At 39.0% G+C, this 15,674-nt stretch carries 13 protein-coding genes; 6 read left to right on the top strand and 7 right to left on the bottom strand.

From position 1 onward, the window contains the following. Positions 1 to 35 precede the first annotated feature (35 nt). Positions 36 to 857 (top strand): hypothetical protein, encoded by an 822-nt coding sequence (locus ABLB96_RS05805; protein ID WP_348895513.1) that lies wholly within the window; start codon positions 36 to 38, stop codon positions 855 to 857. A gap of 9 nt (positions 858 to 866) precedes the next feature. After that, on the top strand, positions 867 to 1,784 hold the full coding sequence (locus tag ABLB96_RS05800; protein WP_348895514.1) for a mechanosensitive ion channel family protein: 918 nt from the start codon (positions 867 to 869) through the stop codon (positions 1,782 to 1,784). Here the strand turns inward: ABLB96_RS05800 and ABLB96_RS05795 are convergent. Then, positions 1,774 to 4,578, bottom strand: a complete 2,805-nt coding sequence (locus ABLB96_RS05795) for a DUF2339 domain-containing protein (RefSeq protein ID WP_348895515.1) — start codon at positions 4,576 to 4,578, stop codon at positions 1,774 to 1,776. The genes ABLB96_RS05800 and ABLB96_RS05795 overlap by 11 nt on opposite strands. A gap of 154 nt (positions 4,579 to 4,732) precedes the next feature. Here ABLB96_RS05795 and polA point away from each other — a divergent pair, with 154 nt between their 5' ends. Beyond that, positions 4,733 to 7,504: a DNA polymerase I gene (polA, locus tag ABLB96_RS05790; protein ID WP_348895516.1), complete on the top strand. Its 2,772-nt coding sequence runs from the start codon at positions 4,733 to 4,735 to the stop codon at positions 7,502 to 7,504. Between the two features lie 63 nt (positions 7,505 to 7,567). Here the strand turns inward: polA and ABLB96_RS05785 are convergent, their stop codons facing one another. From ABLB96_RS05785 to ppx, 5 genes are read right to left on the bottom strand one after another with little or no spacing between them, the layout of a single operon-like run. Next, positions 7,568 to 8,137 (bottom strand): YggT family protein, encoded by a 570-nt coding sequence (locus ABLB96_RS05785; RefSeq protein WP_002054582.1) that lies wholly within the window; start codon positions 8,135 to 8,137, stop codon positions 7,568 to 7,570. A 15-nt stretch (positions 8,138 to 8,152) separates the two neighbouring features. Further along, complete coding sequence (gene proC, locus ABLB96_RS05780) at positions 8,153 to 8,995, bottom strand: pyrroline-5-carboxylate reductase (RefSeq protein ID WP_348895517.1); 843 nt, start codon at positions 8,993 to 8,995, stop codon at positions 8,153 to 8,155. Next, positions 8,967 to 10,370, bottom strand: a complete 1,404-nt coding sequence (gene tilS / locus ABLB96_RS05775; RefSeq protein WP_348895518.1) for a tRNA lysidine(34) synthetase TilS — start codon at positions 10,368 to 10,370, stop codon at positions 8,967 to 8,969. Before tilS ends, proC begins: the two co-directional genes overlap by 29 nt. Then, positions 10,307 to 11,128, bottom strand: a complete 822-nt coding sequence (locus tag ABLB96_RS05770) for an acetyl-CoA carboxylase carboxyltransferase subunit alpha (RefSeq protein ID WP_348895519.1) — start codon at positions 11,126 to 11,128, stop codon at positions 10,307 to 10,309. Before ABLB96_RS05770 ends, tilS begins: the two co-directional genes overlap by 64 nt. 18 nt (positions 11,129 to 11,146) lie before the next feature. Further along, complete coding sequence (ppx, locus tag ABLB96_RS05765; protein ID WP_348895520.1) at positions 11,147 to 12,667, bottom strand: exopolyphosphatase; 1,521 nt, start codon at positions 12,665 to 12,667, stop codon at positions 11,147 to 11,149. Positions 12,668 to 12,946: 279 nt separating this feature from the next. On the opposite strand from ppx, the gene trxA reads away from it, so the two are divergent. Together trxA and rho are read left to right on the top strand one after the other, a co-directional pair. Beyond that, a complete protein-coding gene (gene trxA, locus ABLB96_RS05760; RefSeq protein ID WP_002054512.1) occupies positions 12,947 to 13,273 on the top strand; it encodes a thioredoxin in 327 nt (108 codons plus the stop codon). 320 nt (positions 13,274 to 13,593) lie between these two features. Next, positions 13,594 to 14,862, top strand: a complete 1,269-nt coding sequence (gene rho / locus ABLB96_RS05755; RefSeq protein ID WP_001054522.1) for a transcription termination factor Rho — start codon at positions 13,594 to 13,596, stop codon at positions 14,860 to 14,862. Positions 14,863 to 15,022: 160 nt separating this feature from the next. On the opposite strand, the gene ABLB96_RS05750 is transcribed toward rho, so the two are convergent. Further along, entirely contained in the window at positions 15,023 to 15,181 is a 159-nt protein-coding gene (locus ABLB96_RS05750; protein ID WP_348895521.1) for a hypothetical protein, read from the bottom strand. 93 nt (positions 15,182 to 15,274) lie between these two features. On the opposite strand from ABLB96_RS05750, the gene ABLB96_RS05745 reads away from it, so the two are divergent. Beyond that, positions 15,275 to 15,538, top strand: a complete 264-nt coding sequence (locus ABLB96_RS05745) for a hypothetical protein (protein WP_348895522.1) — start codon at positions 15,275 to 15,277, stop codon at positions 15,536 to 15,538. Positions 15,539 to 15,674 lie beyond the last annotated feature (136 nt).

Below are 15,674 nucleotides of genomic sequence, written 5' to 3'. Positions count from 1 at the left end.
GTCTGTTTAACAACTCGGTATAGGAATTTTGCGTCTTGTTTGAAAATAATGAATATCAGTCTCACTCCGAAAACTCTTTAAAATGGTGGGGTGAGCAACACTTTGAAATTAATCAGTCCAAAGCTTGGCAGTTCGGTTCAATGCTGTTTCGTTTAACGCGTGGTATAAAAGAATGGCGTATTGAATATTATCGCCCAACTTTGCAAGACGACAATGAACAAAATTGGCACATGATTTCGGATGCGAATTTCGGTTTTCCACATTCGGTTCGAGTCGAACGTTACATGTTTCGAAAAACCAATCCAAAATTCCTACTTATGCCTCGTTTGGCAGACCGTTCTGTAGTAATTAAACCAGTTGATCCAATTTATATTCCAGCGGGTCAACGTGGGACACTTTATATTAGTACCCCTTTATGGATCGCAGGTTTAGTAGAAAGTCAGCATGAGCCTTTGTTTGAAATTCCAGTCATTCAACCTAAAGACACTTGGTTTGGTCCAAATGCACAACAAGGTGAAATCTGTTATGCGACTTCTGTTGATGGTCGTACAGATTTGAACCTTTTAACACCCCGAGCATTCCGTGCAGTTACACCGATTGATTTTCACAATACCAGTAATCATCAATTACGCTTTGACCGCATGAATGTACCAGTGACTGCCTTACCACTATTTTATAGTGAAAGCACGAAACGCTTATGGACATCACAAATTAAAGTTTATTATGAAGGGTCAGACCGCCCTGCCCGCATTCGTATTGAAAACCGTACGCCCCCCCTTGCAGGCGAAGTGACTTATGTTCATCCACCACGTTCACCAGGTGGAGCACTATTTAATATGTTTGATTCATTTTTCTAAGGGGGCTTTATGGTTGATTCAAATATTCCTAAAGAAATCGCTTATAGTCTCAAAAGTATATTTACCAATATCAACACCGAACGTATTAGTGAAATTTTAGTCGGTGTTGTACTGTGCTTTATTGGTTTTGTTCTTGCCCGTATTATTTCAAATACATTTATTAGAACCGTTGGCTCGCGCTTTAATGCTCATCAACGCCTTGTATGGCGTCGTGGTATTTTTTATTTTATTTTCTTACTCTTCATTATGACGAGTTTAAAAGAAGCAGGATTCAAACTCAGTGTATTCCTTGGTGCAGCAGGTATTTTAACCGTAGCACTTGGTTTTGCTTCTCAAACCTCTGCCAGCAACTTGATTAGTGGTTTATTTTTGATTGGGGAAGGTTCATTTGAAGTTGGTGATACCATTCAAATTACCCTTATTCGTGGCAATACCATTGAAGGTGAAGTGATCTCAATTGATTTGCTCTCAGTTAAGCTACTTACGCTCGACAATGTCTATATTCGTTTGCCAAACGAACAACTTATTCGTGCGCCTGTACACAATTTATCTAAATATCCGATACGGCGTATTCCAATTACACTCGCCATCAACTTTCATGAAGACATTATTAAAGTACGTGAGGTTTTACTTAACGTCGCAGCAAATTATCCACTTGTGTTAGATGATCCAAAGCCTGCGGTTACGGTTACTGCTTTCAGAGAATCATCGATTGAGCTTTTATTTGCAATGTGGTGCCGACAAGAGAACTCTTTAAAAGTTCGCGATGAAATGCAAGAACGTATTCGTAATGGTTTTTTAGATAATCAGATCGAAATTCCTGTTCCAAAAATGGGCTTGATTGATCGACCATCTCATATTTTTGCTGAAGATGATATCGATCAATACAGTAACCAAAAAGAATTAAAACGAGAGCCTAAAGCTTAGGCTCTTGATTCTTCTGTACAGAGGATGACGGCGGTAATGGTGCAAGATAAGCAATAATTAGCATTACCCCACCTGCTCCAATAAATGAAATAACTCGAGTTAATGTGGCACTTTGCGATAGATCGAGCAAAATTAGCTTTAATACGACAATTCCTAAAAGTGCAGCGCCTACAAACCACAGTTGACGAATCATTTTCCGACTAGAGTAAGTCGTCAATACAAATGCCAAAATAACCCAGAGTAATGTCAAACTTAACTGTACGATTCCATTTGTCCAAATTGGCGCACTCCATAAAGGTGTTGCCCAATAGTGGTGCAAGCCTCTCACCACCACACTACTAAATACTAATAACCCAACTAAAATTGTTGTAATTTTAAAAGTCCATTCCAATGACTTATCCTGAGCAAACGCATGCTGATAAATAATAAAGAGCAGACCAGCAAAGACAGCAATTGAAAGAAAGTCAGTTAAGTTAAATAAAGGAACAAAATAAAGGTACTCAGCAGAATGAATATCAACACTGACCACAAGTAACCAAATTAAACTCAGACACCACACCGGAATTTGATGTAACAACGTAGCTTTACGAGATTTATATGCCCAGAGTGAATAAACCATAGGTACGAAAGCCAGAGCAACAATTGGCATTTGTGGAAAGATTGCCAAACCAACTATGCCTAATGCCAACCAGCTTAAGCCAGCCCAGACTTTTAAGTATCCAGACTCATCCGACTGCGGTTGAGCCATAATAAATAAGCCGCTTAGAATAATGGTAGCAACTAAGAAAGTCATTTGCTGTAATGGGTCTACCCATTTAAACAAAGTAAAGACTGGGCTAGTAAAGGACTCACCCAAAGCTAACAACAGCAATAGGCTAATTAAAAGTAATTGTAAGCTTTGCCACTGCGCACGAATTTTATAGTAAACAACCGCACTAAATATTGCTATTAGCGCTACAGCAAACATCAAATATGGACTCAAACCATGATGATGCCATGCCAACATTTCCACACCAGCTACAGCCCCTGCATACATGCCCAAACATAAGAAAATACCGCTAAACATACTTGCGCTAAAATAGCGTTGTTCTTTGCTGTTGTACTGCAGTAAATAAAAGGCCGAAATGAATTGAGCAATTGCATAAATACTAGTGCTTAGCGTTGGAAACTCTTCATTTGCCCAAACCTGATAAAACAGTGCAAGTGAGCTAAGTAAAACTAAAACCACACCAATATATCGGCTTAAACGGTAGCGTTCAGTTACTCCCCAAACAATTAAGGCTGTACCTTGAGCTACCCAACCAATCGCTGTCCAATGTGCACCTTTTGCGAGTGGAAAGATTAAAGCGAAAAACGCAACCGAAAGAATAAAAAAGCTCTTTGCAAGAACCGAAAGCTGAGGATGAGTTTTTTTAATCCAGAAAGTTAAGACTGCATAGGTAACAGCCAAAACAGCCGCCCCAAGAGTTAATGCTTGGGTAGACTCATGGACCAAATAGGCATGAAGTGTAAAACCTAATACAGGTACACTAAAAATAAGACCAACATCTAAAAGTGGAGGTAAGCGAATCCCCTCTTGCTTTTCATGTGCTGAAACCCGAGATATATTTTGGCTATAACGAACACTGAGCCAAATAAAGAGTGCGATATGCAGCCATAAAATCCAGTCTAATGTGTCAAATTTTGTTGGCTCTGCATAAAAAGCGATTGCACTACCGCCAATAAACATTGTGGCAAAAAAAGCAATCTGATTTAAGATTTTCCATGGCTGAATAAAGTTAACGGCGGCAACAGCAAGATTAATAAAAAGATAGTAGCTAAATAGGAAAATCACATCAGGGCGATATTGCGGAATAACTAAAGGAGCCGCATAGGCCATACCAAGTGCTAATATAGCTAAATAAATAGCTTGTTGTTTTAAGCTCAGGAATACCGTAATTGCTAATAAAATCGCAAACAGAATACTCGCTGTAGTGAGATTAGCAATCACACCAAAATGATGAGAGAACACGAGCGTAAGAAATACAACAGCAAGTCCAACACCTTGCAATGCCACTGCAAAAAGCTGATTTTTCTTTTGCAAGGTATATCCAAATGCAGTTAATACACCTCCGGCAATTGCAATAAAACCAAGTTTCACACCTAAACTTAACTGCCAATGTTCACTAGCAAAACGTAATAACAACACCACTCCAACCATAAGCACAGCAACAGCAACTCTTAAAATTGGATTGCCATGAACCATCCAATCTACTGCTGGTTGCCACCATGCACTCTGTACATGAGCTGGTTGTTCTGTTTGATTTAAAGATGTTGTTTCAACTGGGACTAGTGTATCCGTATGTTTAAAGTCAACTTGCTCTACCGCAGGAGCTATAACTTCTGTGGGTATAGTCTCATTTACACGAACTGTTTGCTTTGCTGATTCGAGGAACAACAGACGAGTATGAAAAGTGCTAATGGTTTGAATTAAACATAGTAGTAAAACCAGTAATGCCCCGCCGGAAATCCACATCCAATGATTGATATAAGCCACTAATGCAACCAATGCAGCTGCATAAATCACTGTTCTTTGCATGTGAATAGAATAAAGTGGAGTTTTCTGCTGAGAAAACTGTTCTTCTAAATGAGTTAAACGATCATGCAAATTTGATAAAAACTGTACCAATATGACAGTGAGCGCAATAGATAAAGCAACAACGGCACTCTGAAATTTAAAACCAATTGACATGGCTAAAAACAAAGTCAAAGCGATCAAAACGACGATCATTCCCTGTTTGTCTTTTTTATACATGGGCTTAGCAATATGACACCTTCATTACATGTCATCTTACTTCAAGCCAATACAAGCGTATATTTATACATACAAAATACTGCAAAAATCATAAACCTGCATTCATAGCCGTTTTCACGTAAAATACCCGTAATTCAAATTAAGGAATTGTTCAATGCCACCATTTGTCTTGGTTGATGGGTCCTATTTTTTATTTCGTGCATATCATGCATTACCACCATTGACGACCTCTACAGGGTTACATACCAATGCAATACGTGGGGCAATTTCTGCAATTCAAAAACTGATGCGCCGTATGCAGCCAACACATATGGCAGTAATTTTTGATACGCCTGAGCCAACCTTCCGTCATAAGCTTTCACCTATTTATAAAGGTGACCGCCCAACCATGCCTGAAGAGTTATCTCAACAAATTCCGTATTTACATGCTTTAATTAAAGCACAAGGGATTCCTTTATATAGTCTCCCGGGTGCAGAAGCAGATGACATTATCGGGACACTTGCTAAACGTGCTGTGCTCGAAGGCCATCATGTTCTTATCTCAACCGGAGATAAAGACATGGCTCAGCTCGTTAATGATCATGTAAAGTTAGAGGATAGCTTTAAAGATCGTGTACTCGACACTGACGGCGTGTTTGAAAAATTTGGCGTTTGGCCAAATCAGATTATCGATTACTTAACCCTAATGGGCGATGCATCTGACGGTATTATGGGTGTTCCCGGTGTGGGCGCTAAAACAGCAGCCAAATTACTGACTGAATACGGCACTTTAGACAATATCATTGCCAATGCAGATCAACTGAAAGGCAAACTTAGCCAAAATATTAAAGATAATTTAGACAATATTAAGCTTGATCATCAACTAGCAAGTATTGTTTGCGATCTTCCCTTAGAACTCGACTGGCATGAGTTAAAGCTCATCGATCCAAATGTAGAAGCGCTGCGCAATCTATACACTGAGCTTGAGTTTAGAAATCAGTTACAGTCGCTTGATCATCCAAACAATCCAAATAGCTCAAGCTATAAACAACAAGCTTCACAGGCTGTTGTTCAAAATGAAGTTAAACCTACTGAATCAATAGAAACAGAAGATCAGGCAAGCCTAACCAGTCAAGATGACCAACTTGGGACTGCAAATTACCATACTGTTTTAACTCAAGAAGCATGGGATCAGCTTTTGCAACGCATGCAAAATGCCGATCATTTTGCGATTGATACAGAAACCACAAGCCTTGATTACCGTATTGCCGAGATGGTTGGTTTTTCAATCGCATTTGATGCGAAAGATGCCTACTATGTTCCTTTGGCACATAATTATGAAAATGCGCCACAGCAACTCGACCGTGAACAAGTTTTAGCGCAAATTAAGCCTGTACTAGAAAATGAAGCGGTTAAAAAAATCGGTCATCATCTTAAATATGATGCACACATTTTTGCAAATCACGGTATAGAGCTTAAAGGCTGGTATTTCGATAGCATGCTGGCATCTTATGTACTCAATGCTGTAGCAACTCGTCACGGCATGGACGATGTAGCGCGTGTCTACTTAAGTCACTTAACCACTACTTTTGAGCAAATTGCTGGAAAAGGTGCTAAACAGAAAACTTTTAATCAAATTGAGATTGAAGTTGCCGCTCACTATGCAGCAGAAGATGCCCATGTGACATACCGTTTGTATGAAGTACTTTCAAACAAACTTAAGCCATTTCCAGAGCTTGAAAATATTTTATATAACATCGAAATGCCCGTTGCTCGAATTTTATCGGGTATGGAAGAAGATGGTATTCGCCTAGATCATGCATTCTTAGATAAATTAAGCGTTGAATTTGCAAAAACCATGGAAGGCCTTGAAAATCAGGCTATGGAAATTGCAGATGAAACTTTTAATATTGCTTCACCTAAACAAGTTGGCGAAATCCTATTTGATAAATTGGGAATCAAAGGCGGCAAAAAAACTGCAACTGGACAATACAGTACAAGTGAAAGTGTTTTAGAAAAAATTGAACATCCATTAGCAGAAATTATTTTAGAGCATCGTGGATTAGCAAAGTTAAAGAGTACCTATACTGACCGCTTAATTGAGCAATCTCATAACGATACTCATCGTGTGCATACCAGTTATCATCAGGCGCTAACTGCAACGGGACGTCTCTCCTCTTCTGATCCTAACTTACAAAATATTCCAATTCGTAGACAAATTGGTCGTCAAATACGTAAGGCATTTATCGCACCAGAAGGACGAGTTTTACTAGCAGCCGACTATTCGCAAATTGAACTTCGTTTAATGGCTCATTTTTCTCAAGATGATGCCTTGGTGCATGCATTCCAACATGGTCAAGATGTACACCGTCGTACTGCTGCCGAAGTGTTGGGTATTGCCATTGAAGATGTGACTAATGATCAACGCCGTCAAGCGAAAGCCGTTAACTTTGGCCTACTTTACGGTATGTCTGAGTTTGGTTTGATTCGTCAGTTAGGGTTTACACGTCAAGAGTCACAAAACTATATTAAGCAATATTTCCAACGCTACCCTGGCATCTATGAATATATGCAGCGCACACGTCAAGTAGCGTCTGAGCAAGGTTTTGTTGAAACTATTTTAGGCCGTCGCCTTTATACGCCTGATATTGATGCCCGAAATGTGATGGTGCGTAAAGCTGCTGAACGTGCTGCGATCAATGCCCCTTTACAAGGTAGTGCGGCTGATATCATTAAACTGGCGATGATTGAAGTAGATAAAATCTTGCCAAAAGATCAAGCAAAGTTACTTCTTCAGGTACACGATGAATTAGTATTCGAAGCAGATCAAAATATTGCTGACGAACTATCAAAACAAATTGCACATGTTATGGAATCAGTTGTAGAAATTTCTGTGCCATTAGTGGTTGAAGTAGGACAAGGCAAGAACTGGGATGATGCTCACTAAGTCATCCATAAAATAATCCAATAAAAAAGGGCTGTATTACAGCCCTTTTTTACTTTTACAGAATTAAAGTCCAGTTAGTAAAACCTTAGCAACTTCATTCATTAAGATCTCGGCAATATAGAGTGCCAAAAAAGCTAAAATTGGAGATAAGTCAATCATTCCCATATTAGGCAGTAAACGACGGAACGGCGCTAATAATGGTTCTGCCAAATCTTGAATCACTTCAATATAAGGCGAGCGAGATTGGGTAAACATAACCACCCAACTCAAAATGATTGTCGCGAAAATTAAATAACGGCAGAAACGAATCAAGTCCTGAATCATGGTCACAAATGTCAAAATCACTAAATGAATCGGACTATTTGGCATAGAACCTGAAAGATACATTACACCGAAAATTTTCAGTAAATATAAAATAATTAAAAGAACTAACGCAGCCAAATTAAATCGGCCTTTTGCGACCGTTGGAAAAATTCGGCCAAAAATATCAACAATTTTGGTCGCCTTTACTGTCGATAAAACCACAGGATTATAAGGACTTACTGCCGCCAATTGCATTAAAAAACGGAAAAAGACCAATAAAATCGCGACGTTAATTAAAATTCCAAAAATTAGCGCAGAATTTGCACCCATAGTTGTCTTATCCTATTAAAGCTGTTTTGTACTGTCACTCAATTCTTGAGCCAATTCTTGGCTACGTTTCTGTGCAGCAGCTAATGCAGATTGAATATTTTGAGAGATTTGTGCACGATCAAAAACTTCAAGTGCAGCTTGTGTTGTACCATTCGGTGAAGTTACATTTTTACGTAGCTCAGATGGACTATTCGAACTCGTAATTGCCATTTGAGCCGCGCCTAATGCTGTTTGAAGCGTTAAAGCAGTTGCAACTTTTTCATCAAGCCCTAAATTTTTACCTGCACGAATCATACTTTCCATGAGGTAGAAGAAATAAGCCGGACCTGAGCCAGAAACTGCTGTTACTGCATCAATTTGAGCTTCGGAGTTTACCCAAATTGTTAAACCTGTGGCTGCTAAAATCTGACTCGTTAATTCACGATCAGAGGTACCAACCACATCAGTCGCATAAATACCATGTGCGCCTGTTTGAACTAATGCCGGTGTATTTGGCATAACACGTACAATTCGTTCGCTATCAATAAGGTTTGATATCGTCTTAATTTCCGCACCAGCAATAATTGAAATAACCAGTTTATCCGACAATAGACCTTTTAGTGGGAGTAAAACATTTGCCAAAACTTGTGGTTTTACAGCAAGAACAACTACATCTGCATTTTTAATAGCAGCCGTATTATCTTGTGTTACATGAACTTCTTTGTCTTGTAATAAATGGCGGATTTGTTCGACTGGATCTGAAACGGTAATACGTGTTGGAGGCAATCCTCTGGAAATAAGCCCGCCAATGAGTGCTTGGGCCATATTACCGCCACCAATAAAACAGATATTACAATTCACTGCTGTTGTCATAACCATATTCGCCATTTACCAGATTACAAGAATGAGAAATTAAATCTGGTTGCCACCCTCCTTCCTCACAATATGGAGACTGAGCCAACCAAAATCCTTTCGGTGTAAAAACCCCAAGCATAACATTATCTATGACTAATATTTGAATTGTATGACGAAGCCAAGGCAAAATATGTGCTTCTTGAATTGCTTTTTTTAAAGGCCATTGCCCAACACGACCATATAAGTGAATTTTTTCACCACCTTGACGTTGGAGCACTTTTAATTTTTTATTTAATAAACAATTACTTAAACCAAACTCTTTAGACCTAATATGAAACACACCTGAAGCAGCCTGCCATTCTTCTTTTAATTTAAATGCATGCTCTAGTTCAGCTTCAACCGGATTTAAAGTTTCAGCAAGATAAATGTGTTTACTCAACCTATAGAGTATATTTTGATAACGGACATAGTAAAAATGGTTCCAGTGTAGAGCTGCTTGTGCATCAGACTTAGATTCAATAACTTCGGTCTTTAAACGTTCGACCATCTCGAACCCTGGCCGATACTGTCCATTACCTTTCATCCATCCAGAAAGTAACTGGCGCTGCCGAGCAACCGATAACTCTGCCAATTTGATTAAATCTAAATAGTCAGTTGAACCACAATATTGCCAATCCGCTTTGAGGGCTTCTTCTAAAATTTCAGCAGCATCCTGCATAACATAACTGGTTCGGCTCAAAGCCTGCTGCATTTTTGGAAATCGTTTTGTTAAAAATGGCCAAAGCTCTTCACGACACCATACCCTGTCATAATGGGTATCATAATTCATTGGATCATCAATATATTTAACTTCAAGTTGAGCAGTCCACCAAGCGATTTGCTCACGCGTTAAATCTAGAAAAGGACGCCAAATCGTCATGTTCGTACGGTAATCAATGGGTTGCATCGCCGCAAGCCCATCGACTCCAGTGCCTGACAATAATCTTAAAATAGCTGTTTCAGCTTGATCTTGCTGATGATGAGCAAGTAATAGAATTTCATTTTGCTGTAAATGTTGTTGGTAAGCTTGGTAACGTACCTGACGTGCTTGAGCCTCCAGATTCCCATCAGCAATCTGAACTTTTTGAATAATATAAGGAATATTTAGACTTGTTGTCTGACTGGCAACCAATTTCCCCCATTCTGCACTTTGATCTTGCAGTTGATGATCAATATAAATTGCTCGAATCTTTTGAGGGAAAATTTGGGCCATTAAATGTAGTAGTAGCATTGAATCCATGCCACCACTACACCCAATAAGAAAAGTACTATTTTCTGAAAACTGTTGAGCCTGCTTTAAGACGCTATGCCTAAATTTTCGCTGCCAAACTTCATTAAACGTTGATAACGTGCTTCGCATCGTTCATTTGCATCCATTGGTAGCAACTCATCTAAAGCTTGCTTCAAAACTACTTTTAGATTTTGCATAACACGCTCAGGATCTAAATGAGCTCCTTCGCCTTCATCTACTACATATTCAACAATACCTAGAGATTGTAATTTATCTGCAGTTAAACCTAAAGCTTCACTGGCTTGAGCTGCTTTTTCAGCAGTTTTCCATAAAATAGATGCGCAGCCTTCAGGTGAAATCACAGAATAAATACTATGCGACAGCATAATAACTCGGTCAGCAACACCAATACCTAAAGCACCACCAGAACCGCCTTCACCCAATACTGTTGCAACAACAGGAACTTTCAAACTTGAAAGTTGAGCAAGACTCGTTGCAATTGCTTCAGCTTGACCACGCTCTTCCGCACCAACACCTGGGTATGCACCCATCGTATCAATAAACGTAAAGACCGGAAGATTAAAACGCTCAGCCATATCTAATAAACGCTGAGATTTACGGTAACCTTCAGGATTCGCCATACCGAAGTTATGCTTTAATTTTTCACGGGTACTACGACCACGGTGTTGTCCAATGACCATCACAGGTTGACCGTCAAAACGAGCAAGACCACCTACCATCGCACCATCGTCACCAAACAAACGATCACCATGCAAGGCGTCAAACTCTGTAAAGATTTCACCGACATAATCTAGAAACTGCGGACGTTCAGGATGACGTGCAATTTGAACCGTTGTCCATGCTTTGGACTGAGTAGATTTTTTCATAGGTCGAATATTATCCCTTTAATCGATAAATTTTTCCGACTGAATATTCAATTCAATGTCCCAATGCTTAAACTGCTCTTGCTCATCATGCAAGTCGGCAACTAACAATGGCCATTGTTTGGCATCACCAGAAACACTAAGCTGCCATTGTTGATCATTTATGATGGTCAATTCAATGGCAGGAAGCATCTGATCACTGCGACTATGGTTGAGTAAAACTGCTAGGCGAAGTAATAAACTTAAGTAAAGTAATTTATGACCGCCAGCCTTTAAAATTTCATTTTTTACATCATTTCGCAATTTACGGCGATGATGGGCAACCAAATGTGAAAGATGATTTTGGTCAATTTGTGAGAAGCCAGGAATATCAGAATGCTGCAATAAATACGCACCGTGACGATGATAACCACCATGACTAATTGCTAAACCAATTTCATGCAAATAGGCTGCACGGCGCAGTAAGTCACTGTCTTCACTGGTTAAATTAAGTGGCTTTGCAACACCATCAAATAAGTGTTGTGCTGTATTTACAACTCGTTCTGCTTGTTTCGGATCGGCGTTATAACGGCCCATTAGGGCTTGTACACTACGGTCTCGGATATCTTCATGTTTAAAACGACCTAATAGGTCATACATGACTCCTTCACGTAATGCACCATCAGAATATGCCAAATGTTCAATTTCCAATACTTCAAAAACTGCGTACAAAATTGCCAATCCGGCTGGCAAAACTGCTCGTCGATCTTCCCGAAGTCCTTCAAAATCAATTTCAGAAATATTTTTGAACTTAAGCAACTTATCTTTAAGTTTATAGAGACCTTCGCGAGTGACATTTTCTTGTTCATCACTTAGTCCCATATTCACCATAATTTGACGGCAGGCTTTTATAGTTCCACTTGATCCAACAACTGTATCCCAACCTTCCATTTTGTAAGTTGTTGCAATCGCTGAAAGCTCTTTACGGGCAGCCACCACGGCTTTATCAAATGCTTTTTGTGTGATTTCACCATCAGCAAAATAGGCTTTTGTATAAGCTACACATCCCATTTGCAATGATTCGGTATAAATTGGCTCAAACTCTTCGCCAATAATAAATTCGGTAGAACCACCACCAATATCAACAACTAAACGGCGCCCACCATTGGCCATCGTGTGGGATACACCCAGATAAATCAGTCGTGCTTCTTCACGTCCTGCAATAATTTCAATCGGTTTAGGCAAAATTTCAGCCGCTTTTTGAATAAACTCATGACCATTTTTGGCCTGACGTAAAGCGTTTGTTGCCACAATTCTTAAACGATTGGGTTGAACAGAACTTAAACGTCCGACAAAACGAGCTAAACATGCTAATCCACGTTGCTGAGCTGCTTCTGTTAAATTTTTATTTTCATCAAGACCAGCTGCAAGCTGTACTTTTTCTGACATTGAAGCCACTTTTTTAACTTCACCATGATCTACCCGTGCAATGGCAAGGTGAAAACTGTTCGACCCCATATCTATAGCAGCAAGTAATTCTTCATCAATCAGAAAATCAGACATTATTGAACTAAACCCATAACAATTCACGCCTAGAGTAATTCACAAGAATGCAATTGAAAAGCCATTTTCATCAACAATTAATAGCCATCGATATTTTTCTATTTGTTAAACGATTGTACAAGCCGATGATGGATATCGTGAGCATCCATTAGACAAATTTAGTTAAGCCTTGAATAATAGCATCAAACCCTTACATTGAACTAAGTAGCTATGTAATACTGATAGAGATAATTTTCTCCTATAGTGATAGCACTTTTTTCTAAAAATTGGAGCCGTACCATGTCTGCGACTATTGTAAATACAACTGATGATAACTTCCAAGCAGATGTTCTAGACGCTGAAACACCTGTACTTGTTGACTTCTGGGCAGGTTGGTGTGCACCTTGTAAAGCAATTGCACCTGTTCTTGAAGATTTATCAAGTGAATATGCTGGTAAAGTAAAAATCGTTAAAGTTGACGTGACTTCTTGCGAAGATACGGCAGTGAAATACAATATCCGTAATATTCCTGCTCTATTACTTTTCAAAAATGGTGAAGTAGTAGCTCAACAAATTGGCGCTGTACCTCGTTCTAAACTCGTTAGCTTCATTGACGAAAACGTTTAAGACGGAACGCTTAGATGAAAATACGCTATACCTTTATAGCGTATTTTTTTCGGCTATAAATTGACAAATTAGCTGATCTCACTTATATTGCATGCTCAAGAGGCACTGAAGGGAATCGTCTTCTGTCCGGCTTCTTACAAGACACAAACATAAAGATCGCCACTCGGCAACAGAAATTGTTTTTTCACATTTCTCTTCGAAACAGTTAATCAGACTTCTGAATTGTTATTGTGTAAATACAATTGCGATACTCTTTTTTGTATGCGAGCGATTTTTCTTCTTTTTAAACCACACTCTACTCTTTCCTAATTCTGACCCCTATGAACTTAACTGAACTCAAGAAAAAACCAATCGGCGAACTAATTAAAATTGCTGAATTTATGGGCCTTGAAGGTATGGCTCGTAACCGAAAGCAAGATATTATCTTTGCCATCTTGAAACGCCATGCAATGAATGGCGAAGAAATTTTTGGTGACGGCGTTCTTGAAATTCTCTCTGATGGTTTTGGTTTTTTGCGCTCTGCCGCAGGTTCGTATTTAGCTGGTCCGGATGATATTTATGTGAGTCCTTCACAAATCCGACGCTTTAACTTGCGTACAGGTGACACCATCACAGGTACTATTCGCCCTCCGAAAGAAGGTGAACGTTATTTTGCTTTGCTCAAAGTTAATCAAATTAACTATGACACACCAGAAAATTCACGTAATAAAATCTTATTTGAAAACTTAACTCCTCTTTTCCCAACCGAACAACTGGTAATGGAATTAGGTAATGGTACAACAGAAGATTTGACTGCACGTGTAGTCGACTTAGTTGCACCAATCGGTAAAGGTCAACGTTCTATTATTGTTGCACCGCCAAAAGCGGGTAAAACAATGTTACTTCAAAACATTGCTCAATCAATTGTCAGAAACAATCCGGAAGTTTTCCTTATTGTTTTACTCATTGATGAGCGTCCAGAAGAAGTAACTGAAATGGAACGTACAGTACGTGGTGAAGTTGTTGCTTCAACATTTGATGAAGCGCCTGCGCGTCACGTACAAGTTGCCGAAATGGTTATTGAAAAAGCTAAACGTCTAGTTGAACATAAAAAAGACGTTGTAATCTTGCTTGACTCTATTACCCGTCTAGCTCGTGCATACAACACTGTGATTCCTTCATCAGGTAAGGTATTAACAGGTGGTGTAGATGCACACGCATTAGAACGTCCAAAACGTTTCTTTGGTGCTGCTCGTAACATCGAAGAAGGCGGTTCTTTAACAATCATTTCTACTGCGCTTATTGAAACTGGCAGTAAAATGGATGACGTAATTTACGAAGAATTCAAAGGTACAGGTAACCAAGAAATTACACTTGATCGCCGTATTGCTGAGAAGCGTGTCTTCCCTGCCATGAATATTAAGAAATCAGGCACACGTCGTGAAGAACGTTTAATGGATGAAGATAAATTACGCAAAGTCTGGATCCTTCGCAAACTTCTTCACCCTATGGATGAATTGGCTGCTATGGAATTCTTACTTGACCGTATGAAAGAAACCAAAACAAATGATGATTTCTTTGATCAGATGAAACGTAAAGCTTCAACTTAATCATAGTGATTGTCTTCAAAAAGCTACTCTCATGAGTAGCTTTTTTATTTGGTTGACAAGCTTTACACAAAAATACATTTTGTCTTTTCCTATGTAAGAATATATTTAAGCAATTGAAAACAAATATTTTTAATATAAAAAAATTAGGTTTTTTAGTAGTTTACTTATGCCTTTTCCAATATATTCCACCTAATTGATTGTTTTTTTCTGTTAAAAAACAGTCTATTTTTTCGATTTTTCTACGCTTTTTTGACAGGTGACAGTAGTATTTCAACATTCGCAGTGATAGCATAGCGGCAGACCAGTTAGACTGCTCCATGCGTTGTTACCTAGCTACGTTTAGGAATAATAAAAGCAAAACAGCCTAACTTAGGTTTTTTTAATCTCAAATTTTTTTTGTGAGAGTGATGCCATGTTATTCAAAAAATTCGCTGTTGCTGCTGCTGTTGCTGCTACTTTAGCTTTCGTTGGTTGTTCTAAGAAAGAAGAAGCTCCAGCTGCTGCTGCTGCATCTGAAGCTGTAGCTGCTGCTTCTGAAGCTACTGCTGCTGCTTCTGAAGCTGCTACTGCTGTTGACGCTGCTGCTTCTGAAACTGCTGCTGCTTCTGACGCTGCTGTTGCTGCTTCTGACGCTGCTGCTGCTGCTACTGACGCTGCTGCTTCTGCTGCACACTAATCTATATCCTAGATTAGATAAAAAAGAGGACATTATGTCCTCTTTTTTTACGCCTAAATTTTATAGCTTAAGCAAAAATATATCTGATTTATCTATAAAGTGGATTTATCAGAACACAAGCTAGAATTAATCCTAA

The organism is Acinetobacter sp. XH1741, from assembly GCF_041021895.1.
In the GTDB taxonomy this organism is placed as follows: domain Bacteria; phylum Pseudomonadota; class Gammaproteobacteria; order Pseudomonadales; family Moraxellaceae; genus Acinetobacter.
The sequence above is the reverse complement of the archived record's forward strand: the minus strand, read 5'-3'. Positions and strand labels throughout refer to the sequence as shown.